Below are 22,642 nucleotides of genomic sequence, written 5' to 3' on the forward strand. Positions count from 1 at the left end.
GTGTCGAAGTACGGATTGCTCAGAGCTTCATCGTCCGCCCGAGCCGAGGACCGACAGAAATCGCACCGCCAGTTGTTCGACGGCTCGCTCGGAAGTGCCAAGGCTCTGCCTGGGCCGGTGCACCGCCCGCAGGCATTCGCGCATGAGTTCGGCCAGGTCTGTCGCCGTGCACCGCCTGGCGGCCGACAGAAGCGCACTGACGGACGGCCCCCACAGCCGAAGCTGGCTGCACACGACCCGTTCGTTCTGACCCGCGTCGAAGAGCCGGCGAGCCGCGTAGATCTTGCGCGAGAGGTCGGTCATGGCGTAGAAAATGGGTACGGGATCGAGCCGGCTGATGGTCATGAGTTCGATGACCTTGCCCAGCGCCGTGGCCCCGTCGCCGGTGAGCAGCGCGTTCTGCACTTCCCACGCCTTCTCCTCGCGCGAGAGTTGAATCTGCTCGGTCACGAGATCGACGTCGATGACCCCGCCCGCAGTCTCGGTCATGAGCGACAGCCGCGCCAGTTCGGTATCGAGGCGCGACAGGCTGGCGCCGATGCGCTCGACAAGCAGCCCGGCCGCCCGCGGATCGATCGTGCAGCCGTAGCGCTTGGCGCAGCGCTGGATGCAGAAGGAGATGGCCATGGGCGGCTCGAGCGGCTCGCACTTGACTACGCGGCCGACGCTTTCGACCATCTTGTCGAGTTTGCCGGGATTCCACGCCCCAGCGCGGAGCACAAGGGTGACCGACTCCACAGGCGATTCGGTGTAGTGCTCGATGCTGCGGCGGTTTTCGCCTCGCTTAAGGAACTCATCCGCCTCATCGACGACGATGATCTTGTACTGCTGCATCAGGCCGAGGCTGCGCGCCTCGTCGAGGACGTCGGCTGCGGCGGCGCTGCCGCCGTCGAAGTGGAGCACATCCACCTCGCCCCGCTGGGTCTCGATCGCCTCGCGCAGCGTCCGCAGGTGCTCGGTGCGGAGGTAGTTCTCCGGCCCGTGGAGAATGACCACCCGCGCCGAATCGTCCAGAGGCCGGCCGGCCGCACCGCCCTTTGATTTGGTTGCTCCGCGCTTGGCCATGCAAGTGGTGTCATAGTGGCCTGCGAGCCGGCGGGCAAGCGCGGCCATTCATCCCGAGCGGCGGTCCCGCTCTTGGAGGACGCCGTGGAGCAATCGGGGCGAAATTCCCCCTCCGCCAGCCGGGAGCTTCCCCTAGGCTGTATGTCCAGCCGAGGGCCATTGGATGCAGGAGCCTCCCGCCTTCCATCTGCCGCAGACCTCCGTGGGCAGCCACTGCTTCCACGCGATGGTCAAGCCCGTGGGCGCGGCGTGCAATCTGAACTGCCAGTACTGCTACTACCTGCACAAGGCGGATCTGCTCCATCAGCCGCGTCTGCCGCGCATGGATGACAACACCCTTGAGCAGCACATCCGCCAGTACATCGAAGCCCAAAACGGCGAAGAAGTGATCTTCTCCTGGCAGGGCGGCGAGCCGACGCTTCTGGGCCTCGACTTCTTCCGCCGCGTCGTGCAATTGCAGGATCAGTACCGCAAGCCATTCCAGCGGATCGAAAACGACCTGCAGACGAACGGCACCCTGCTCGACGAACAGTGGGCCGCCTTCCTGAGCGAGCATCGCTTCATGGTGGGTCTCAGCGTTGATGGTCCGGCGGAGTTGCACGACCGCTACCGCGTCTCGCGCGGCGGGCAAGGCACGCACGCACGCGTCATGGTCGCTGCGAAGCTGCTTAAGGCCCACGACGTCATGTTCAGCACGCTCTGCGTGGTGAATCGCTGCAACTCGCGCCAGGCACGCGCCGTCTACCGCTTCCTGAGTCGGGAAGTCGGCGGTAGGGTGATCCAGTTCATCCCCTGCATCGAGCCGCGCGACTTCCGCAACGCCGCTCCGGCTCAATGGGACCCATCCGAACTGCCGGTGGTGGGCACGCGGCGCGCCGCCCCCGCAGCCGCGGATTCGATCGTCACGGAGTGGTCGGTCGATCCGGTCGACTGGGGCAATTTCCTCTGCGACGTCTGGGACATCTGGTTCAAACACGACTACGGCCGCGTTTACGTCGACCTCTTCGAGACGGCGGTGGCGCAGCGCCTCGGCCTCCCCGCTCAAAAGTGCACCACCGCGGAGTTCTGCGGCAAGGCGATGGCGATCGAGCACAACGGCGACGCGTACTGCTGCGATCACTTCGTCTATCCCGAGTTCAGAATGGGGAACATCCACACGACCCACTGGGGAGACATGGCCTACAGCGAGCGCCAGCAGCAGTTCGGCTACGCCAAGCGCGATACGCTGCCGCGCTACTGCCGCGAGTGCCCGCACCTCCCGCTGTGCTGGGGCGAATGCCCGAAGAACCGCTTCGTCCGCACGCCGCAGGGCGAGGCTGGGCTCAACTACCTTTGCCCGGGACTCAAGCGGTTCTACGGCCACATCCGGCGCGATCTCGATGAGATCATCCGCCGGATTCGAAGCGAACAGTTCACGCGCTGAGCAGAGCGCGCCTCAAACGCGCTTGCCTTCGACCGTCAGCCCCGTGGTGCGGCGGCGCGTGGAGGTTGCGGCGCCGTCGGCGCAGTTCGGGCAGCCGGAGTTGCCCGGCCGGCCGAGCAGCGGCCGAACAATGAGCCAGATCCCGCCCAGCGCCGCGGCCGTCACGACGTAGAACTGCCAGTCCCCCAGCGGCAGGCCGTCCATCACGCCACCCCCATGAGCGTCAGCCCCTGATAGGTGATGAACGCGGCGACCCACGCCAGGCACGACATGTACGCGAGTTGCAGGCCGGCCCACTTCCAACTCCCCGTCTCGCGGCGGGTCACTACAAGTGTCGGAAGACACTGCATCGCCAGCACGAAGAAGACGAGAAGGCTGGCGCTGGTGGCCGCGGTGAACACCGGCGAGCCGTCATCGCGCCGGGCATTTCGGATCCGGTCGATGAAGCCTGCATCTTCCGCGGCAGCCTCGTCTTCACCGGTGAGAAGGATCGACATCGTCGCCACGAAGACTTCGCGCGCTGCAAAGCTCGTCAGCACGCCGACGGTGAGTTGCCAGTCATAGCCCACCGGTGCGAACACAGGCTGGGCCAGCCGGCCGAGCCGGCCGGCGTAGCTTTCTCGCGTCGCGTGGCTCGCCTCAAGGCGCTGCGCCTCGGTCACCAGGGCCGTGGCGCCATCAGGATCGTGCGGCATCATCTGCCGCGCCTGCTGGCGCATCTCCACTGCCTGCGCCGGCGCCTCAACATGCGGATAAGCGCTGAGCCACCACAACACCACGCTGATGGCCAGGATGATCGTTCCCGCGTTTTTGAGGAACACCAGGCCGCGATCGATCGTCGTCCACACTGCCGTTCGCAGCGCGGGCATCTTGTAGGACGGCAGTTCGAGCACCATCGGCCGCGACCGACCGCGCAGAATCGTCCGCCGCACAAGCAGCGCGGTGATCAACCCCGCCACCGCCCCCAGCACGTAGCAACCGAAGAACGCCAGACCCGCCAGCCACGGCCGGTCGCGAAAGAGCAGCGTGGTGAGCAGCACGTACACCGGCACGCGGGCCGAGCAACTCATGAACGGCGCCACGAGAATCGTCGCCAGCCGGTCGTGCCGATCGGGAATCAGTTTGGCCGACATGATGCCCGGCAGCGCGCAGGCGTGGCTTGAGAGCAGCGGGACGAACGCCTGGCCCGGCAGGCCGAAGCGGCACATGATGCGGTCCATCACGAATGCCGCGCGAGCGAGGTAGCCCGTGTCCTCGAGCAGGCTGATCAGGAAAAACAGCAGGCAGATCTGCGGCAGGAAGACCACCGTCGCCCCCACGCCGCCAATCACCCCTTCGGCGAGGAGATCGTTGATCGCTCCCGCCGGCAGTGCCGCGCTGATCCATTCGCCCAGCGCGCCGAAAGCGGTTTCGATGAAGTCCATCAGCGGCGTGGCCATCTGGAAGATCGTGATGAACAGGAGAGCCATGACGGCGGCAAAGATCATCAGCCCGAGCACCGGATGCGTGAACGCCTTGTCGAGCCGCTCGGTGAACGTGTCGCTTGCGGCGCCGATCGCTTCGGCTCCGCCCACGCTGCGGGCGACGGCGCGGTCGGCCCAATTCTCGAGCAGCGCCGGATCTGACGCGATGGCGCGCAGGCTCTCAACCGACGCATGATCTCCGTGTGCTTCGCGCACCGCCGCAAAGTCGTCAGCGGTGCGCACGAGTTCGTCGCGGATCTCGGCGGCGCCCGTTCCTCTCCTGGCCACGGTGGGCACGACCGGGCAGCCGATCTGCCGCGACAATTCCTGGGCGTCGATCGTCAGCCCGCGCCGCTGGGCGATGTCGGTCATGTTCAGAGCGATGACCGTGGGAAGGCCGTGCGCCAGCAGTTCACCGACCAGAAGCAGATTGCGCGGCAGGTTCGTGGCGTCCACGACGATGAGCACCGCGTCCGGCCGCTGATAGAGCGCCGAGCCCTGCATGATGTCGCGGCACACGCGCGACTCGGGCACCTCCAGCGTGAGCCGGTACACGCCGGGAAGATCGATGATCTCCAGCGCCACGGGATGGCGGCGATCAGCCGGGCAGTGGCCGACGCGCGCTTCGGCCGTGATGCCCGGAAAGTTGGCGGTCTTGGCCCGCAGGCCGCACAGGCGATTGAACAGCGTCGTCTTGCCCGTGTTCGGGTTCCCGAACAGTGCGACGCGGAGCGAACGAGGCTCGCCTCGCGGCGCGCGCCGCTCTGCCGCGACGTTGCGGACCTGTGTCGCGCTATCCGGAATGACGCGGGTCATGCTACGGCCGGACGGTCGGTGGGAGAACGAGAATACGCTGCGCCAGGCTCCGCGCCAGGCCGATCCTCGTCGATTTGACCTGCACGATCCATGGGTCGCCGATCTTGCAGATCTTGAGTTGGCAGCGATCCGTCATGCCCATGGCGTTGAGCATGTCGCAGTCTTCACAGCGCAGATCGGCCCGGTAGAACGTGGCGCACTGCCCGCGGCCGAGTTGCGTCAGGCTGACGGCGGCATCATCGGCTGGGGCGTGCGGGGTAGCTGGGAGAGACATGGCGTTACCTGGACCTCTCTGGGAGTAATTGAGACTCGTTCTCAATCGCTGCCATATTCATAGGCTGACCGGAGCCTTGACTCTAGTTTGCAGGCCATGATTGTCGGCTTCTGCCCCCGCCGCGAGCGCATAAAAGGACAATCCAATCACTTTCAGGGTGATTTCCCTGATGAACCCGCTGGACGCGCGAAGCCCGGAGGCGGAGCCGCGACCGCTCAGGCCGTCCACTGGCCCGCGTAATCGATCGGCCACGGGGTCGCCTGCCGCTCGGCGGCCTCGAAGAGACGCTTGGTGATCTGCCGCAGATGCAGAAGATCGTGCGCCGCCCACGAGGCGAGCAGTTGACCGGCGGGCACCGCTCCGACGCGCGGATGAACGTGCACGGTGGTCCAGTCGGGCGCTTCGAGCGACTCAAGCCAGCGCAGACTCGCCTGCCGCTCATCCAGGAATCGCCGCAGCGCCGTCCGCGGGTCTTGCGACTGATAGTCGCGGTCGCGGGCGGCCGCCTCGGGGTCGATGCGCGGCCAGTCGGTCTGGGGTTGCTTGAGAGTGAGTTTCACTCGCGTGCGAAAGTCTTCGACCTCTTCATCCGCCAGGTGGCAGAGGATTTCGGTGATGGACCACGCGCGTCCATCCTTGCCGCGCGCTCTAAGCGTTTCTTCATCGAGATCGCGCACCAGAGGTGCGAGCACAGCGGGAAAACGCGCGAGCATGGCGATGCAGTGGTGTGCGTTCATGAGCGATCTTAGTCGCAGCGTATCTACCGGTTTTCCACGTGAAGACCTGTTCATCCGACCCCCGCGTGAGTGTCTCACTGAGGCACTGACCTGATCCGTTCACGTGTCCCGCGGAAGTGTTGTTTCGAGTGATGAGTTCAAGCGGCGTTCGTCGATACAAGACGAACCGCCACGTCGCGGCGCCTGCCGTGTCCTTCGTGATGCGAGAGTCATCCAGCCTGGAGGGGCTGGAACGAAACCGAGTCCGGCGTCAAGCCTGAACTGCTGCCGAATCCGTGCGAGCCGCTTGCGGCGCGACGCGGTCACCCGCTTATCCGCGGCCGGCGAGGGGACGGCTCGTGCGAATCGCTTGCAGGGACGGCCTGCGCCGGACTCGACTACCTGGAGAGAAGGAGATGATCTCATGTCTCAGTCGAATGTTCGAGCGAACCACCGCCACGCGGTCGCGCCTTCAGCGCCGGCCGAGGTGCACTGCGCGCCCACGCCCCCATCGGCCGACGGTTCGGCCCTGCCGAGCCCTGGTCCAGCGCCCGGCGAACGATCCGGTGATCAGCCGGCGCGGCCGGTCAATGCGCCGGGTCGCTCGCTTGATGCGATCATGCAGGCATTTCGCCAGCAGCGCCGTCTCACGCAGGCGCAGGGGTCGCCGGCAGCGGTGATCGCCGACATCCTCTCGCGCACCGGCGGCGGGTCGCTGCTGGCCGACCTTAAGCGGCACGATTAGTCGTTTCGGGGCGCGATTCTTGTCGCACGCGCCTTCGCCGGCCGCTACAACAGTGCATGAGTCACCTGCCCCATGGACTGACGGCCGCCGCACGCGCCCGCCTGCGACGCGAACACACGCCCGAAGCGATCCAGTCGCGCCTCAGCGCCGGGATGCGGCACAGCTATCTGCGCGACTTCATCTACGGCGCCATCGACGGCGCTGTGACGACCTTCGCCGTCGTCGCCGGCGTCGTCGGCGCTGATCTGCCGCTTGGAGTCGTGATCATCCTCGGCCTGGGAAACCTGTTCGCCGACGGATTCTCGATGGCCATCAGCAACTATCTGGGCACGCGCGCCGAGCATCAGATCCGCACGCGCACGCGCCGCACAGAAGAAATGCACATTCGCACGATACCCGAAGGAGAGCGCGAGGAGATCCGTCAGCTCTTTGCCGGCAAGGGCTTCACGGGCGAACAGCTCGACATGGTCGTCGATGTGATCACCGCCGATCCGAAGCGCTGGGTGGACACCATGCTGACCGAAGAGCACGGGTTGGCGCTGGAAGGCGTCTCGCCCTGGCGGGCGGGACTCATGACGTTTATCGCCTTTGTGCTCATCGGATTCATTCCCCTGCTGCCGTATGTCTTTGACCTGATCGCCTCGGGCGCCTTTGGCGGCGCTGCATTCGAGTGGAGTGCGGCGATGACCGCTGCTGCGTTCTTCATCGTCGGCGCGATCAAGAGCCCGTTTGTGGATGAATCCTGGTGGCGCTCGGGGCTTGAGACGCTGCTCGTCGGCGGCATCGCCGCCGCCATGGCATTCGGCATCGGCGCAGCGCTGCAGGGATTGGCATAAAGCTTCAGTTCATCCATGCGCCATCTTGCGCAGCACCGTGTGCAGGATTCCGCCGTTGCGGTAGTACTCCACCTCCACCGGCGTGTCGATGCGGCACGTCGTGGTGAACTCAACGATCCGGCCGTCGCCGCGCGTCGCCCGCACCTTCACATCCTGGCGCGGCCGGATCGAGTCATCGACCTCGATGTCGAACGTTTCTGTGCCGTCCAGGCCCAGCGACGCCGCCGTCTGGCCGTCCTTGTACGTCAGCGGCAGCACGCCCATGCCCACCAGGTTGCTCCGGTGGATGCGCTCGAACGACTCGGCTATCACGGCTTGCGCTCCGAGCAGGAACGTGCCCTTGGCGGCCCAGTCGCGGCTCGAGCCCATGCCGTAATCCTTGCCGGCGAGGATGACCAGCGGGCAGCCGTCCGCGTGCCGGTTGATGTCGCTCTCCGAAGTCTGGCACGCGCCGTAGGCGACGGCCGCCTCGAAGATGGTTGTGATGTCGCCGGTGTGGAGACCGTTCGACTCGCCGAGGTACTTCGTGAAGCCGCCTTCCTTGCCGCCGGCGAGGTGGTTCTTGACGCGGACGTTGGCGAATGTGCCCCGCGTCATGACGCGGTCGTTACCGCGCCGCGAGCCGTACGAGTTGAACATGCTCACGGGCACGCCGTGCTCCGTAAGGTAGCGCCCGGCGGGCGAATCCTTCTTGATCGAACCCGCTGGCGAGATGTGGTCCGTCGTCACGCTGTCGCCGACCTTCACGAGACAGCGGGCGCCCCGGATGGCCCTGATCGGCTGCGGCGATGCAGGCATGTCCACGAAGAACGGCGGCTCCTGCACGTAGGTGGACTGCTCGTTCCACTGATAAATCGAGCCGCTGCCGGCGTCGATGGCGCGCCACTCATCGCTGCCGGCAAACACGTCGGCGTACTGCTCGATGAACTGGCTGCGCGTGACGAACTGCTCGACGGCCTTGTTCACCTCGTCCTGCGTGGGCCAGATGTCCTTGAGAAACACGTCCCCGCCGCTGCGGTCTTTGCCGATCGGATCGACGGCGAGATCGATGTCCATCGTCCCCGCGATGGCGTAGGCGACCACGAGCGGCGGCGAGGCGAGGTAGTTGGCGCGCACGTCGGGGCTGATGCGCCCTTCAAAATTGCGATTGCCCGAGAGCACTGCGCACGCGACGAGATCGCCCTCCTTAATGGCAGCGCTGATCGGATCGGGCAGCGGGCCGCTGTTGCCGATGCACGTCGTGCACCCGTAGCCGACGAGATAAAAGCCCAGCGCTTCGAGGTCTTTCATCAGGTTGGAGGCATTGAGGTACTCGGTGACCACCTTGGAGCCGGGCGCGAGGGACGTCTTGACCCACGGCTTGCGCGTCAGGCCGCGCTTGGCGGCATTGCGCGCCAGCAGGCCGGCGCCGATCATCACGCTCGGGTTGCTCGTGTTCGTGCAACTCGTGATGGCGGCGATCACGACGTGGCCATTGCGGAGCATGAACTGCTCGCCTTCGTACTCCGTCGGCACGCCATTGACGTCGGCGTCGATGGTCGCGACGCCTCCGGGCCCGTTCGTGCCTGGCGCGCCGCCCTCGCTGGCCCAGTTCGTTTTCGTCGTGCGCTCGGCGCGATTCGGCTTGCCGAACGTGTCCACCAGATCGCGGTTCCATTGTGAGCGCGCGTCCGTCAGCGTGATGCGATCCTGCGGCCGCTTGGGCCCGGCGATGGAAGGCTGAACCGTGCTGAGATCGAGTTCAAGATCGGCGCTGTAGCGGATGCGGCGCGACTCCTCGCGCCACATGCCCTGCGCCTTGTAGTACGCTTCGACCGACTCGATCAACTTCTCATCGCGCCCCGTCAGCCGCATGTAGCGCAGCGTCTGGGCATCGACGGGGAAAAAGCCGATCGTTGCGCCATACTCGGGCGCCATGTTGGCGATCGTGGCGCGGTCGGCGACGGCGAGATGATCGAGCGCTGGGCCGTAGTATTCGACAAATCGACCTACGACGCCGTGCGCGCGCAGGATTTCGGTCACGCGAAGCACGAGATCGGTGGCCGTGGCGCCGGCGGGAAGGCGGCCGGTGAGTTTCATGCCGACCACTTCGGGAATGAGCATGTAGATCGGCTGGCCGAGCATGACGGCCTCGGCCTCGATGCCGCCCACGCCCCAGCCGACCACGCCCAGGCCGTTGATCATCGTCGTGTGGCTGTCGGTGCCGACCAGGCTGTCGGGATAGATCGTGCCGTCTTTCTCCCACACCACCTTGGCAAGATACTCGAGATTCACCTGGTGGACGATGCCGGTGGCCGGCGGCACCACGCGGAAGTTGTCGAACGCGCCCTGGGCCCACTTGAGCAGTTCGTAGCGTTCGGTGTTGCGCTCGAATTCCTTCTGGCTGTTGATGGTGAGCGCCACGCCGGAGTTGAAGGCGTCCACCTGCACGGAGTGGTCGATGACCAGGTCGCAGGGGACGAGCGGGTTGACCTTTTTGGGATCGCCACCCATGCGCTGCATGGCGCTGCGCAGCGCGGCGAGATCAACGACCGCCGGCACGCCGGTGAAGTCCTGCAGCACGACGCGACCGGGCATGAACGGGATCTCGATCTCGCCGACAATGGTCGCGTCGTAGCTGGCGATGGCGCGCACATCCTCTTCGGAGACGATGTAGCCGTCGAAGTTGCGCAGGCACGCTTCGAGCAGAACCTTGATCGAATAGGGCAGCGAATCGACGCCGGCCATGCCTTGGGCAGCCAGAGCCGGCAGTGAGGCGTACTTGAACGACCGCCCAGCGGCGCTGAGCGTCGCGCGAGCCTGGAATGGATGCGAATTCGATCCGGCCATGGGTGAACTCCCGTCAGAATGAGATCGGCAAGAGGATGGAAGCGATCGCTGGTCCCGCCAGACTAATCTAGCACACGCGTCAGGATGTTCCAAACGAGCCGCCTCCACCTTCGCGCGAGCCGCGCGGCCACCGCCGCAATGCGGGGTTTTCCCCGAGGCTCGTCAGCGGCGCTCGCGCCATCGCCTACGATCGCCCTCCGCCGCCAGCAGGTGGCAGTGCCCGAGAGACGTCCGCCATGCACTTCCACAAACAGCCCAGTCCGCTGAGCCTCGCTCCGATCCGGGATCTGCAGATCACCGAAAATACCGTCGCGGCCGGCGGGCAGATCGTGCTCGGCGGAGCGGGAACGCGCCTCGCCGCCCGGGTGCTCGCCGGCGGCATGTTTGAACTTACGTTCAATCGCGGCACCGCCCCACTCCCGCGCCACACGCCGCCGTTGCACGGCCTCCCGCAGGCGGATCCGCACGCCCGTTGCGAGCACGATGGCAGTGAAGTGCGACTCGCGTCGAGCGACGGGAGCATGCTCACGCTGCGACTGCCCGACCTGGCCATCGGATTGGCGTGCGGCTCGGGCGAAGCGCGGGCGCCGCTCATACCCGTGAGCGCCGAGCAGATCATCGGTTTCTGCGGCGAGAGGTTCGGCATGGGTCTGCCGCTGCCGGCCGACACGCCGTTCTACGGCTTTGGCGAGAAGACCGGCCCGCTGAACAAGAACGGCCAGCGGATGAAGTTCTGGAACCTCGACGTGTGCAGCGACATGCCGCTGGGCTGGCAGAGCGATTCATACGACCCGACCTATTGCGCCATTCCCGTGGCGATCTGGCCGATGCGCAATGCAAGCGGCTCGGTGTGCTACGTAGCGATCCTCGTCGACAACTCCGGCCCGGCGTGGTTCAACTGCCAGAGCGCCGACTTCGGCCTGCCTGAACTGCTCTACTTCGGCACGTACTGCGGCGAGCCGCGCTTCATCTTCATGACCGGCTCGACAATGGGAGAAGTCTGCGCCAAGCTGCTGCGCCTCACCGGCGCGCCGCCGATGCCGCCGCTGTGGGCACTTGGCAATCATCAGTGCCGCTGGGGCTACGACGAGCAGCGCCTGTACCAGCGCATTGTCGCCCAGTACGCCGAGGAGCAGATCCCGCTGCACGGCTTCTGGCTCGACATTGACTACATGGATCGCTACCGCGTATTCACCTGGCACGAGCAGCGGATTCCGTCGCCTGAAAGACTGGCACAGTGGATGAGCGAACGCGGCGTGCGGCTGGTGACCATCATCGATCCCGGCGTGGCCATCGACGAGGATGATCCCCTCTACCGCAGCGGCTGTGAACAGGATCTGTTCTGTCATGCTCCTTCGGGTCGGCACTTCGTGGGCATGGTCTGGCCCGGCCAGACGGTGTTTCCCGATTTCTCGCTGGCCGAGACGAGGCAATGGTGGGCGGGGCAAGTCGCGGCGCACCTGAAGCGCGGCGTCCACGGCATCTGGAACGACATGAACGATCCCGCCACGGGCATGGCCGACGTCGATGACATGCTCTTTGCGCGCGGCGCCATCCGGCATGATTACCTGCACAACCTCTACGGCACGTTCATGGCCGAGGCGACGTTTCGAGGCTTTCGAGAGCACGACGCCAAAGCGCGGCCGTTTGTGCTGACGCGGTCGGCCTCGACCGGCATTCAGCGCTTCGCCGCCGTCTGGACAGGTGACAACGAATCAACATGGGCGCATCTGCGCATGGCTATTGCCGAGACGCTCAACCTGGCGCTCTCGGGCGTGTCGTTTAACGGCGCCGACATCGGCGGGTTCATGAACACGACCAGCGCCGAACTGCTCGTGCGCTGGTACCAGGCGTCGCTGCTGTTTCCGTTCTTCCGCAATCACTCGCACAAGGAGTCGGCCCACCAGGAGCCGTGGTGTTTCGGGTCGGCGGCGCGCGACATCATCCGCGACGCGATCAACCTTCGCTATCGTCTGCTCGGGCGCCTCTACACCGAGTTCGCCCGGCACATCGAGTCCGGTGAGCCAATCGTGCGGCCGCTGTGTTACTTCAGCGATGATCCGCTCTACCGGGATGTGTCCGACGAGTACGCGCTGGGAGATGACATCATCGTCGCGCCGGTGGTGCAGTGCGGCGCTTCAAAGCGGTACGTCGTGTTGCCGCCGGGCCAATGGTTCGATCTCGCTGAGCGCCGCTGGCTGCAGGGCGGTGCGGCTTTCGAGCGCGGCGCGGCGCTCGAAGATGTGCCGCTCTTCATCCGCCGCGGCACGATCATCTGCGAACCGATGCCACCGGGCGGGTTATTCGTCGGCTGGGACTGCGATCTCACGAAGGTGAATTGGCGCCTCCACTGCTTCGGCGACCGCTGCCGGGGCGTGCAGGTGATCGACGACGGCCTGACCTGGACCGACCAGCCGCCGCCGGCGCATGAACTGGCGCTGCAGGACGGTCAGTTCAGCGGCACGTTCCCGCTCGATCGCATCGCCGAAGTGATTGTGCATGGCGCAGACATAGCCGCACTCTCGATCGGCGTTGAAGTCCTGCGCCGAATCGATCCCAACGAGGGCGTGGATGCTCAGAAGGCGACCGCGCCGCTCGCAACGCTGGTGCGTTTGCGCGAATCGCGCGCGTGCGCAAGATTCACGAGATAGTCGAACTCAGACCAGAATCTGAGCGGCCGGATTGCTCCATTGCCCGAGTTCCTGGCGGAACTTGGTGCCTTTGTCCACGATGAGCGTGCCGGTCGCATCGACCTCGACCTTGAAGCGCTCGAGCGGGCGCGGAGCCGGGCCTTCGAAATTGATGCCCGTCTTGCGGAAACCCGAGCCGTGGCAGGGGCACTTGAAGATCTGCGCGGCCGGAAGCCAGTTGGGAATGCAGCCCAGGTGCGTGCAGACGGTGTTGATCGCGACGACCTTCTTGATGCCTTCCTCTTCGAGCGTGACGACCCAGATGTTCTGCGGCTTGTAGTCTTCGTAGACGCCTATTTCGGTGTAGGCCGTGAGTTTGCCGACGCGGACGCGCGTGGGCGGCAGGATCGGCGCCTTGGGAATCATGAACGACTGGAACCACGCGAGGGACGTCGCGCCGACGAAGACAAGCGCGCCCCACGCCGCGGCGACCGTGACGCCGAAACCGCGGCGCGTCATGCCGGCGCCGGAACTGACTTTCTCGGCGCGCTCTCGGATGCGCTCGGCGACGGATTTGCCGGGCCGCGTGTAGCCGGTGCCGACCATGGTGGCGAACTGGGCGTCGGGCGGCGCGCCCACCGGCAGCGCCTGCTGGATCGACTCGGGCTGTACCTTGGCCGTGCGCACCATGGCGCGCGGCCCGCCCGCTGACCGGCTGCCCGAGACATGCGCCGCTTCGAGCAGCTGCATCCACTTGGGATCGGGAGGAGCGTAACTGACGGCTGCAGCGGCCGCGCCTCCTCCGCCCTTGCCTCCCTCGGCGCCGGCGCCTGCGGGAGCTCCTGCGGCTTCCTTCTGCTTGGCCCACTCGGCCGGCTCGGGGCCTTCGACCTCGATCGCCTCAAACTTGATCACGTCGACCGGGCAACCCTCGGCCGCGGTGATGATCGAGGGCGTGAGCGGGCGGGTGAAATCCGCCTTGAGGGCCGGCGGCCGGATGACGCAGGTCTCTTCCTGCACATCGAAGACCTCCGGGCAGTCCGTCTCGCACGAGTCGCAGACGATGCAGCCGGGTGCGATCCAGACCTTGACGATTTCCTTGTGCGTTTCCGCCATTTCGACGCGCTCTCGCTGGAATCAGGTGCTTCCGCGGGTCCAGATCGACGCGACCGAACCCTGGGTTCAGATCATACGCTCCCGCTGAACCATCTTCAGATGATTCGGCTCAATTCATGCATCAGCCGTCCGATTCGCCGCTCGCCGCGGACTGCTGCTGCGCCTCGCGCGCGTCCAGGGCCGCTTTGGCCGCGGCGCGGACGGCGCTGTCGGGATCATCCGCGGCCAGTTTCGCAATCAGGTCCCAGACCGCCGGCGACTCGACCCGCACGGCAAATCCCTTGAGGCGCGGGTCGAACCCGACCACCACGTTGATGGTGCTGGTGATGATCTTCCGCTGTGACGCGGGATCGATCAGCCGCCCCTCCGGCACGCGGGCGTCGTAGGGCTGCTGACTCAGCCACTGACGGTCCAGCAGGGACATCACCACCGGGATGCCGCGCTGGTCGCCCATCACCGCCAGTGCCGTCCCGGCATTCCAGGCGATATCCCTGGAGGCGCCCGAGGCGGCCCCCAGTTCCTTAGCCAGCGCCTCGCGAACGGCGATGTCGCCCGGATCGGCCGCCACCGCGAGCACTGACATGGTGATGGGCACCAGCGAGTCGATCGGACGGTCGTCGCGCGGGTTTTCGGTCGGCCGCGGCGCGTTGCGCAGGACCTGAAGCAGTTCGGGCGCCAGAGGCCGCAGCGCCGCCATGTCGCCCCGCCAACCGTGCAGCCCCGAGACCGCGGCAAACCAGTCGTCAGGATCGTCCGACTGCAGAAACTCGCGGAAGACTTCTACCGTGGAGGGGTCGCCGAGCAGCCCGAGCGTTCCCATGATGGCGCGCGAAAGTTCTTCGTGCCCGCCGCGGTTGAGCCTGGCGATCTTGGGCAGTTCGCTGGCGAGTCGGTGCTCGTCTTCCTGCGAGAGCCCCGGGCCGGCCGGGTCGGACGCCTCTTCGATGATGCTCAGCAGACTCAGCGCGGTGCGGGCGCGCTCCTGGTCGGCCGGGGCGCCGCCGCCGGTCTTGCTCAGTGTTTCAAGCACGTTGCCCAGGCTCTGGGCTTTGCCTCCCAGCGACACGACCACGAGCCAGACAGCCAGCACGCCACCGACGATCAGCGCCGGGATGAGCACCAGCTGCAGCATCTGTCGACCGAAACCGATCGACGGCGCACCGACTGCCGCGCTCTGCCGGGCCGCTGCCTGCTCGTGCAGGGCATACGCCTCGCGGTCTTCCCGGCCGATGACCTCGACGGGATCGGGTTCGGCTGCGCCGTCACTCCGGGGAACGTCGCTTGACATGGCACCACCATCCATCGCGCCGCCCGGCGATCGTGAAAAAAAGCACGGGGCAGGCGCTAAAAAAAGCGGGATGTCCGAGACGGCATCCCGCTGTCGCGCCAATGGTAGTCGGCGGCGGCCGGATCTGCCACGCCGCGCCCATCTCAGAAGAGATCAGTCGGCGGGGCCGCCGGACCATCGCGCCCCGGCTCGGCGACCGTCAACACGGCGCAGGTGATCGAGCCGACCCCCGCCTGCCTCTCAAGGGTGCGGCAGGCTTCGGTGAGCGTCGCGCGAGTCGTCGTCACATCATCAACGAGCACGATGGAGCAGTTGCGCAGGAAGTTCAGACGCCTCACGCTGAACGCGCCGCGGATGTTCTCGCGCCGCTGCGACGGGCTCACGGCCCGCTGGGGCTTGCGCCCTTTCCTCTTCATGGCCCGAGCCAGGGGCAAGTCCAGCACCGAGGCGGCCCCGGCGGCGATGATGCGCGAATGATCGATCCCGCGCCGCCATCTCCGCCACGCCGAGGCGGGCACGGGCACGACCGCGTCGGCCTGCACGCCTGCATCTTTCAGGCAGCGGCCGAGGCGCTTACCCAGTTCCAGACCCATCGCATCCCACGCGTGAAATTTGATCTCGTGCACCCAGTCGCGCAGATCGCCGTGGTGCCGCCCGAGCCGCACGAGGCGCTCCCAGGGAAAGCGGCGCTTGCGGCAGGCGGCGCATCCCTTGCCCTCGATGAACTCGCCGGGGCCGGTTGAGCCGCCGCAGCGCGGGCAGTACGCCACACCGATGGCGTCGGGCACGAACGGCGGCCGGCCCTCCCGCGGGTCGCCGTCGAGCAGGCGCGCCGGATGCGGCCGCGACACCCCGATCCATTCCCGCTCGATGCATTCTCCGGCGCTGAGCCAAGCCGCAGACCAGTTCATGGCGAAACAGCATAGACCAGCCCGCCGCGATGGCCCGGCGATAATCAGCGAATGACCAGCGACAATCGCCAACCCGAAGTCGTCGCCCGGTGCGACGACTGGATCGTGGTGAACAAGCCGCGCGGCTGGCACAGCGTGCGCCTCGCGCATCCTGATGCAGAAGGCGACGCGGAGCCGGTGCTTCAGGACTGGCTGGCGCGGCAATGCCCCGCGCAGGCGGAGCTGACCGAAGCCGGGCTCGTGCACCGGCTCGATCACCTCACCTCCGGGTGCATTCTTGCAGCCCGCAGCGCCGAGTCGGCAGCGCGCCTCAAGGGGCTCATCGCCGCTCCGCACGGCGGCATCGCCAAGACCTACCTGGCCATGGTGCAGGGGCCAATCGGCGCCGGCTCGTTCGATCTCTACTTCCAGTCGCGCTACCGCCGCTCGCGCCGCATCACCGTCCGCGACACCGGCAGCGAGCGCGAACGCGGCAGGTGCGCGTGGCGCGTGCGACAGGAGGCGCCCGGTCGCACACTGCTCGAGGTTGATCTGATCGGCCCGGGGCGGCGGCACCAGATCCGCGCCGGCCTGGCGCACCTCGGCCACCCGCTGCTCGGTGACGATCTCTATGGCGGACCGGAATGGGACGGCCGCTTCGGCTTGCACGCGTGGCGCCTGGTCATCGAAGGTCATCGCGTTGAAGCGCCCGCACCCGTCGAGTGGTGCATCTGAACGGACCTGCTATCGTCGGCCATGCATCGAGCGGACGTGGCGATCATCGGCGCCGGCGCTGCGGGTCTGATGACGGCGATCCAGGCCGGTCGGCGCGATCGATCGCACTCAGGTAGCCGCCGCATCGTGCTGCTCGACGGCGCAGCGCGCATCGGCGCCAAGATCCTCGTTTCCGGCGGTGGGCGGTGCAACGTCACGCACGACGTCGTCGATGAACGCGCCTTTGCCGGCTCATCGCGCAATGCGATCCGCAAGGTCCTGCGGGCGTTCACCGCCGAGCAGACGGTCGCCTTCTTCGCCGAACTGGGCGTCACTCTCAAGCGCGAGGAGACCGGCAAACTCTTCCCCACCACGGATGATGCATCCACGGTCCTCGAAGCGCTGCTGCGCGAAGTGGAGCGCATCGGCGTGGCGCTCGAGCCGGCGCATCGCGTCGAAGCAATCGAGCGAGACGGCGGCGGCTTCAGAGTCTGCGGGCCGTGGGGCGAGTTGGATGCCCGCCGCGTCGTGCTTGCCACGGGTGGCAAGAGTCTTCCCAAGACCGGCTCGGATGGATTCGGCTACAACCTTGCGCGAAGCCTCGGGCACTCGATCACGCCGCGCATCTTTCCCGCGCTGGTGCCGCTGCGCCTGCCCGAGGGGCACTTCATTCGCGCCCTGAGCGGGCTCACGATCCCGGCGACGCTGGAGGTTCGAACCGCATCAGGCAAATCGCTGGTCTCGTTCACCGACTCGACGCTGTGCACGCATTTCGGCCTCTCGGGCCCGTCGGTCCTTGACATCAGCCGCTACTACCTCGACGCCCGGGCCGATGATCCGCAAACTCAACTCGTCATCAACTGGCTGCCGCTCACGAGCCGCGACGAGATCGACCGTCTGCTGCAGGCGCGCGATGGGCGGAGCGTGTCGAGCGTGCTGCGCGGCCTTCTGCCCGAGCGGCTGACCCGGGCGCTGTGCGAGCAGGCAAAGATCGATCCGGCTCTGCCCGTCAGCCGCCTCTCGCGCGAGTCGCGCCGGTTGCTGGTGCAGCACCTGACGGCTCTGCCGCTGCCGATCTCCGGCGACAAGGGCTTTGCCGTCGCGGAAGTGACCGCCGGCGGCGTGCCGCTGAGCGAGATCAACCTGAACTCGATGGAGTCGCGCCTCTGTCCGGGCTTGTTTCTCGTCGGCGAAATCTGCGACGTGGATGGCCGCATCGGCGGGTACAACTTCCAGTGGGCCTGGTCGAGCGGCTACGTGGCGGGGAACTCGGTCTGATCCGATCGATTTCAAGCGAGACGAAACTTGGCGCACTACCATCGTCCCGACCGCCTGGCGCATGAGTGAAGCGCAGACTAACCTCGCGACGAACCTCGGCGGAGTTTTGCTTCGCAACCCTGTCGTGTTGGCCGCGGGCACGTGCGGGTACGTCGATGAGATGGCCGATGTGATCGACCTGTCGCGCATCGGCGCGGTCACGACCAAGTCCATCACCGCCGAGCCGCGCGAGGGCAACCGGCCCTGGCGCATTCTCGATGCGCCCGCCGGGATGCTCAACGCCATCGGCCTGGCCAACATGGGACTCGAAGCGTTCGTGCGCGACCAGTTGCCCCGCGCCGCCAGTTGCCCGGCGACGGTCATCGGCTCGGTGGCCGGCAACAGCATCGCCGACTACGTCTCCATCGCGTCTGCCTTCGACGCCTCGCCGCACATCCCGGCCATCGAACTGAACGTGAGTTGCCCGAACACGGCTGACGGCCTGGTGTTCGGCGAGGATCCACAGTCGCTGCGAAACCTGCTGGCCGAAGTCCGGCCTGCCGTGACTCGCTCGAAACTCATCGTCAAGTTGAGCCCCAACGCGCCGTCGATCGTGAAGATGGCCCAGGCCGCGATCGACGGCGGGGCCGAGGCGCTCACGCTCATCAACACCTTCACCGCCCTGGCCATCGACGTGCACACCCGCAAGCCGCGCATCGCCAACGGCACGGCGGGCTACAGCGGCCCGGCGATCCACCCCATTGCGGTGCGCATGGTGCGCGACGTCTATCGCAGCGCGGCCCGGCCGGCGGGCGTGCCGATCATCGGCCTGGGCGGGGTGATGCGGTGGGAGGATGCGGCTGAATTCATCCTCGCCGGGGCGACGGCCGTGGGCATGGGCACGGCGCTCTTTGTAGATCCAAAACTGCCCCTGCGCGTCGTGGCGGGGCTGGGGCGGTGGGTGAGCAGCCAGGGATGTGCAAGTGTTTCCGAACTCATCGGCCAGGTGGAGATGTAGAAACAAGGGCGGATGGTCCGGCCCGGCCAGCGCGCATTGAATCCGCCGACCCCGCCCTTCGAGGGCCGACTTCGCAGAGAGAAGCATGCATCAGAAGAGCAGTCAAATTCCAGACCGCCCCTTGGCGCGCCTTGTGCTCGAAGACGGCACGATCTTCCACGGCCGCGCCTTTGGCGCCACCGCCGACGAGTCGGGAAATCCGCTGACCACGGCCGGCGAAGTCGTCTTCAACACTGCCATGTGCGGCTATCAGGAGTCGCTCACCGACCCCTCCTACGCCGGGCAGATCCTGACGATGACCGCTCCGCTCATCGGCAACTACGGCGTGAACGCGGAGGACATGGAGAGCAAGTCCATCCAGGTGGCCGGATTCGTCGTGCGCGAACTGAGCCGGGTCGTGAGCAATCACCGGGCGACGGTTGACCTCTCTACTTGGCTGGCGCAGGCAGGCGTGCTGGCGATCGAAGGTATGGACACTCGCGCCCTGACGCGCCTCCTGCGCACCGAGGGCGCCATGCGCGGCGTGATCAGCGCTGATGCCTCACTGACCGACGATCAACTGATCGAGCGGGCCAAGGCCAGCCCGAGCATGGCCGGCAGCAATCTCGCCGCAGACGTGAGCAGCCGTGAGGGATACGGCTGGACGCAGAATCTCGGGCACTGGGCCGGCCTGACGGATGAAAGCGGCCATCGCAGCCGAACCCGCCGGCCGCGCGTAGTCGCCATCGACTGCGGCGCCAAACAGAACATCCTGCGCCATCTCGCCGAGCGCGGCTGCGAGGTGCAAGTGCTGCCCTACGACGCTTCCGCCGAGCAGATCCGCGAACTCAAGCCCGACGGGCTGTTCATCAGCAATGGGCCGGGTGATCCCGCCGCAGTCGATGCGACCATCGACACGCTGCGTCAGGTCGCCGGCGAGGTGCCGACGTTTGGCATCTGCCTCGGACACCAGCTGCTCTGCCTGGCGCTGGGCGCGAAGACGTACAAACTGAAGTTTGGCCACCGCGGCGCCAATCAGCCCGTCAAGAACCTGCTCACCGGCCACGTCGAGATCACGAGCCAGAACCACGGGTTCGCCGTCGAGACCGACTCCATCCAGCAGGCCGACTGCGAGCCGACCCACATCAACCTCAACGACGGGACGCTGGCAGGGTTCCGGCACCGAAGCAAGCCGATCCTCGCCGTCCAGTACCACCCAGAAGCATCGCCGGGGCCACACGACGCGGCCTACCTCTTCGACTGCTTCCTGCAGATGATGGAGAGTCGCCGGCCGATCACACGCGAAGAAATGAAGGCGGCCTGGGAGTCGGTCAAGCCGGGGGTCGTCACGGTCTGAGGGCCGGTCGCGGTCGGGCGGCGCCCCGGATCGCGGCGGCGCTGGCCCGGAGACCTCTCTTAGGGTGTTGTCCCACTTCCCGAACGCCGATGGTGCCTGCTATAGTTACCGAATTGACAGGCGAGCGGGCTGCAGGCTGGTTGAGGACGTCAAGCCTCGCCCGGGTTTCCCGGCATTTTTTGGACTTTCTCCGCACCGCACACCGCCGATCACGCACACGCGAGAAGAAGGACGCTGCATCTCATGAACACGTCAGCCACGGCCGCCAATCGCCAATACGCAACTGAGACTCTGGAGAGCGCCGTAATCCGGTTCTGCGGCGACTCGGGCGACGGCATGCAGCTCACCGGCGGCGAGTTCACCACGACCTCCGCGATGTACGGCAACGACGTGGCGACATTTCCCGACTTTCCCGCCGAAATCCGCGCCCCAGCGGGCACGTTGCCCGGCGTGTCGGGCTTCCAGGTCAACTTCGCCAGCACCGAGATCTACACGCCCGGCGACAAGGTTGATGTGCTCATCGCGATGAACCCTGCCGGGCTCAAGACCAACATCGCCGACCTCAAGGGCGGCGGCATCCTCATCGTCAACGAAGACGCGTTCAACAACAACAACCTCAAAAAGGCCGGGTACGCGAGCAACCCGCTCGAAGACGAGTCGCTTAAGGAATTCAGACTCTTCAAGATTCCCATCTCGCGCCTGTGCGAAGAGTCGCTGGCCGAGACGGGCATGGGGGCCAAGGCGATTGGCCGGGCCAAGAACATGTACACGCTGGGCATCGTGTACTGGCTCTTCGACCGCTCGCTCGAGCCGACCATCAAGCACCTCACCAACCTGTTCGCCAAGAAGAAGAACCAGCCGGAACTGGCGGAACTCAACATCAAGGCGCTCAAGGCCGGCTACTACATGGGTGAGACGGCGGAGATGTTCCAGAGCCGATACGTCGTGCCCAAAGCCAAACTGGCGCCGGGCAAGTATCGGCAGATCTCCGGCAACGAAGCCACCGCGCTTGGGCTGATCGCAGGCGCGAGGCTGGCCAACAAGACGCTCACTTACGCCGGCTATCCCATCACGCCGGCGTCGGACATTCTCCACTTCCTCAGCGCGTATAAGAACTACCACGTCAAGACGCTGCAGATGGAAGACGAGATCGCCGCGATCTGTGCCGCGATCGGCGCTTCATTCACCGGCGACATTGCGATCACCGCGTCCAGCGGGCCGGGCATCGCGCTCAAGGGCGAAGGCATTGGCCTCGCGGTCATGACCGAACTGCCCGTGGTCATCGTCAACGTGCAGCGCGGCGGGCCGAGCACCGGCCTGCCGACCAAGACCGAGCAGGCCGACCTCCTGCAGGCGGTGTACGGCCGCAACAGCGAGTGCCCGTGCATCGTCATCGCCGCACGCAGCCCCGGCGACTGCTTCGACGCCGCCGTCGAGGCTGTCCGCCTGGCGGTCAAGTACATGACGCCGGTCATGCTGCTCACCGACGGCTACATCGCCAACGGCGCCGAGCCCTGGCTGCTGCCGCAAGTCGGCGCGATGAAGCCCATCGAGATCAAACACGCCACCGAGTTCAACGGACACAGCGACGACGCCGACGGCGAAGGCAACAACGTCTACCTGCCCTATCTGCGCAATGAGAATCTCGCCCGGCCATGGGCGATTCCGGGTACTCCCAAACTCGAGCACCGCGTCGGCGGCCTCGAGAAAGCCGAGAACACCGGCAACGTGAGCTACGACCCGCGCAACCACCAGCGCATGGTCGATCTCCGCCAGGCCAAAGTCGAGAAAGTCGCGCAGGACATTCCGCCCACCGAAATCCAGGGCGAGTCGAGCGGCGATGCGCTCATCATCGGCTGGGGCGGCACCTACGGCGCCCTCCATGCCGCCACCGAGCGGCTGCTCAAGCACAAGCAGAAGGTGGGCACGGTGCACCTGCGGCACATCAACCCGCTGCCGCCGGACCTGGGCGACATCATCAGTCGCTTCAAGCACATTATCGTGCCGGAACTCAACAAGGGGCAGCTGATCCGCATCATCCGCGATCACTTCCTCGTGGACGCCGTGGGCATCAACAAGGTGCAGGGCAAGCCGTTCCTCGTCTCCGAACTCGTCGCCGAGATCGAGGGCATCATCGCCCGCTAGACATCGAACGGCGCCTCGACGCGGACCGTACCAAACCAAGCGACCGGCCAATGGTCGACAGACCGACTGAATCGAGAAACT

18 protein-coding genes are annotated in these 22,642 nt (G+C 66.3%); 9 read left to right on the forward strand and 9 right to left on the reverse strand.

What is annotated here, in order from left to right:
• Window positions 1-27: 27 nt before the first annotated feature.
• Window positions 28-1,065, reverse strand: a complete 1,038-nt coding sequence (holA, locus tag IT430_07060) for a DNA polymerase III subunit delta (protein ID MCC6907681.1) — start codon at window positions 1,063-1,065, stop codon at window positions 28-30.
• Between the two features lie 163 nt (window positions 1,066-1,228).
• Between holA and IT430_07065 the strand changes: the two genes are divergently transcribed.
• Window positions 1,229-2,488, forward strand: coding sequence for an anaerobic sulfatase maturase (locus IT430_07065; GenBank protein ID MCC6907682.1), 1,260 nt, complete (start codon window positions 1,229-1,231; stop codon window positions 2,486-2,488).
• A gap of 12 nt (window positions 2,489-2,500) precedes the next feature.
• On the opposite strand, the gene IT430_07070 is transcribed toward IT430_07065, so the two are convergent.
• The 4 genes from IT430_07070 to IT430_07085 all read right to left on the reverse strand — a co-directional run bounded on the left by IT430_07070 (window position 2,501) and on the right by IT430_07085 (window position 5,778).
• Window positions 2,501-2,692, reverse strand: coding sequence for a hypothetical protein (locus IT430_07070; GenBank protein ID MCC6907683.1), 192 nt, complete (start codon window positions 2,690-2,692; stop codon window positions 2,501-2,503).
• Window positions 2,692-4,767, reverse strand: coding sequence for a ferrous iron transporter B (locus tag IT430_07075; protein MCC6907684.1), 2,076 nt, complete (start codon window positions 4,765-4,767; stop codon window positions 2,692-2,694). Before IT430_07075 ends, IT430_07070 begins: the two co-directional genes overlap by 1 nt.
• A 1-nt stretch (window position 4,768) precedes the next feature.
• Window positions 4,769-5,041, reverse strand: coding sequence for a FeoA domain-containing protein (locus IT430_07080; GenBank protein ID MCC6907685.1), 273 nt, complete (start codon window positions 5,039-5,041; stop codon window positions 4,769-4,771).
• A gap of 215 nt (window positions 5,042-5,256) precedes the next feature.
• Window positions 5,257-5,778, reverse strand: a complete 522-nt coding sequence (locus tag IT430_07085; protein MCC6907686.1) for a DinB family protein — start codon at window positions 5,776-5,778, stop codon at window positions 5,257-5,259.
• A 403-nt stretch (window positions 5,779-6,181) separates the two neighbouring features.
• On the opposite strand from IT430_07085, the gene IT430_07090 reads away from it, so the two are divergent.
• Window positions 6,182-6,502, forward strand: coding sequence for a hypothetical protein (locus IT430_07090; GenBank protein ID MCC6907687.1), 321 nt, complete (start codon window positions 6,182-6,184; stop codon window positions 6,500-6,502).
• Window positions 6,503-6,558: 56 nt separating this feature from the next.
• Window positions 6,559-7,338 (forward strand): VIT1/CCC1 transporter family protein, encoded by a 780-nt coding sequence (locus tag IT430_07095; protein MCC6907688.1) that lies wholly within the window; start codon window positions 6,559-6,561, stop codon window positions 7,336-7,338.
• 9 nt (window positions 7,339-7,347) lie between these two features.
• On the opposite strand, the gene acnA is transcribed toward IT430_07095, so the two are convergent.
• Window positions 7,348-10,167 carry an aconitate hydratase AcnA gene (gene acnA / locus IT430_07100; protein MCC6907689.1) on the reverse strand — a complete coding sequence of 940 codons (2,820 nt, stop codon included), beginning with the start codon at window positions 10,165-10,167 and terminating at the stop codon, window positions 7,348-7,350.
• A gap of 236 nt (window positions 10,168-10,403) precedes the next feature.
• Here acnA and IT430_07105 point away from each other — a divergent pair, with 236 nt between their 5' ends.
• The gene (locus IT430_07105) at window positions 10,404-12,818 is read left to right on the forward strand and encodes a hypothetical protein (protein MCC6907690.1); all 2,415 of its coding nucleotides are present in this window, start codon (window positions 10,404-10,406) and stop codon (window positions 12,816-12,818) included.
• A gap of 6 nt (window positions 12,819-12,824) precedes the next feature.
• On the opposite strand, the gene IT430_07110 is transcribed toward IT430_07105, so the two are convergent.
• From IT430_07110 to IT430_07120, 3 genes are all read right to left on the reverse strand, one after another.
• Complete coding sequence (locus IT430_07110; GenBank protein ID MCC6907691.1) at window positions 12,825-13,913, reverse strand: Rieske 2Fe-2S domain-containing protein; 1,089 nt, start codon at window positions 13,911-13,913, stop codon at window positions 12,825-12,827.
• 121 nt (window positions 13,914-14,034) lie between these two features.
• Window positions 14,035-15,201 carry a hypothetical protein gene (locus tag IT430_07115; GenBank protein MCC6907692.1) on the reverse strand — a complete coding sequence of 389 codons (1,167 nt, stop codon included), beginning with the start codon at window positions 15,199-15,201 and terminating at the stop codon, window positions 14,035-14,037.
• Between the two features lie 143 nt (window positions 15,202-15,344).
• Window positions 15,345-16,112 (reverse strand): ComF family protein, encoded by a 768-nt coding sequence (locus tag IT430_07120; GenBank protein MCC6907693.1) that lies wholly within the window; start codon window positions 16,110-16,112, stop codon window positions 15,345-15,347.
• A 51-nt stretch (window positions 16,113-16,163) separates the two neighbouring features.
• On the opposite strand from IT430_07120, the gene IT430_07125 reads away from it, so the two are divergent.
• The 5 genes from IT430_07125 (at window position 16,164) to IT430_07145 (ending at window position 22,561) form a co-directional block, all read left to right on the forward strand.
• Window positions 16,164-16,826 (forward strand): RNA pseudouridine synthase, encoded by a 663-nt coding sequence (locus IT430_07125; protein MCC6907694.1) that lies wholly within the window; start codon window positions 16,164-16,166, stop codon window positions 16,824-16,826.
• 36 nt (window positions 16,827-16,862) lie between these two features.
• Entirely contained in the window at window positions 16,863-18,083 is a 1,221-nt protein-coding gene (locus tag IT430_07130) for an NAD(P)/FAD-dependent oxidoreductase (GenBank protein MCC6907695.1), read from the forward strand.
• A gap of 61 nt (window positions 18,084-18,144) precedes the next feature.
• Window positions 18,145-19,080 (forward strand): dihydroorotate dehydrogenase, encoded by a 936-nt coding sequence (locus IT430_07135; protein MCC6907696.1) that lies wholly within the window; start codon window positions 18,145-18,147, stop codon window positions 19,078-19,080.
• An 85-nt stretch (window positions 19,081-19,165) separates the two neighbouring features.
• Complete coding sequence (gene carA, locus IT430_07140; protein MCC6907697.1) at window positions 19,166-20,416, forward strand: glutamine-hydrolyzing carbamoyl-phosphate synthase small subunit; 1,251 nt, start codon at window positions 19,166-19,168, stop codon at window positions 20,414-20,416.
• 243 nt (window positions 20,417-20,659) lie between these two features.
• A complete protein-coding gene (locus IT430_07145; GenBank protein ID MCC6907698.1) occupies window positions 20,660-22,561 on the forward strand; it encodes a 2-oxoacid:acceptor oxidoreductase subunit alpha in 1,902 nt (633 codons plus the stop codon).
• Window positions 22,562-22,642 lie beyond the last annotated feature (81 nt).

The sequence above is a fragment of the Phycisphaerales bacterium genome (assembly GCA_020852515.1).
GTDB lineage: Bacteria > Planctomycetota > Phycisphaerae > Phycisphaerales > UBA5793 > UBA5793.

Bases quoted from the DNA above. Each gene is read 5' to 3' on its own strand.
- holA (MCC6907681.1), bottom strand. From the start codon at position 1,065: ATGGCCAAGCGCGGAGCAACCAAATCAAAGGGCGGTGCGGCCGGCCGG.
- IT430_07065 (MCC6907682.1), top strand. From the start codon at position 1,229: ATGCAGGAGCCTCCCGCCTTCCATCTGCCGCAGACCTCCGTGGGCAGC.
- IT430_07070 (MCC6907683.1), bottom strand. From the start codon at position 2,692: ATGGACGGCCTGCCGCTGGGGGACTGGCAGTTCTACGTCGTGACGGCC.
- IT430_07075 (MCC6907684.1), bottom strand. From the start codon at position 4,767: ATGACCCGCGTCATTCCGGATAGCGCGACACAGGTCCGCAACGTCGCG.
- IT430_07080 (MCC6907685.1), bottom strand. From the start codon at position 5,041: ATGTCTCTCCCAGCTACCCCGCACGCCCCAGCCGATGATGCCGCCGTC.
- IT430_07085 (MCC6907686.1), bottom strand. From the start codon at position 5,778: ATGAACGCACACCACTGCATCGCCATGCTCGCGCGTTTTCCCGCTGTG.
- IT430_07090 (MCC6907687.1), top strand. From the start codon at position 6,182: ATGTCTCAGTCGAATGTTCGAGCGAACCACCGCCACGCGGTCGCGCCT.
- IT430_07095 (MCC6907688.1), top strand. From the start codon at position 6,559: ATGAGTCACCTGCCCCATGGACTGACGGCCGCCGCACGCGCCCGCCTG.
- acnA (MCC6907689.1), bottom strand. From the start codon at position 10,167: ATGGCCGGATCGAATTCGCATCCATTCCAGGCTCGCGCGACGCTCAGC.
- IT430_07105 (MCC6907690.1), top strand. From the start codon at position 10,404: ATGCACTTCCACAAACAGCCCAGTCCGCTGAGCCTCGCTCCGATCCGG.
- IT430_07110 (MCC6907691.1), bottom strand. From the start codon at position 13,913: ATGGCGGAAACGCACAAGGAAATCGTCAAGGTCTGGATCGCACCCGGC.
- IT430_07115 (MCC6907692.1), bottom strand. From the start codon at position 15,201: ATGTCAAGCGACGTTCCCCGGAGTGACGGCGCAGCCGAACCCGATCCC.
- IT430_07120 (MCC6907693.1), bottom strand. From the start codon at position 16,112: ATGAACTGGTCTGCGGCTTGGCTCAGCGCCGGAGAATGCATCGAGCGG.
- IT430_07125 (MCC6907694.1), top strand. From the start codon at position 16,164: ATGACCAGCGACAATCGCCAACCCGAAGTCGTCGCCCGGTGCGACGAC.
- IT430_07135 (MCC6907696.1), top strand. From the start codon at position 18,145: ATGAGTGAAGCGCAGACTAACCTCGCGACGAACCTCGGCGGAGTTTTG.
- carA (MCC6907697.1), top strand. From the start codon at position 19,166: ATGCATCAGAAGAGCAGTCAAATTCCAGACCGCCCCTTGGCGCGCCTT.
- IT430_07145 (MCC6907698.1), top strand. From the start codon at position 20,660: ATGAACACGTCAGCCACGGCCGCCAATCGCCAATACGCAACTGAGACT.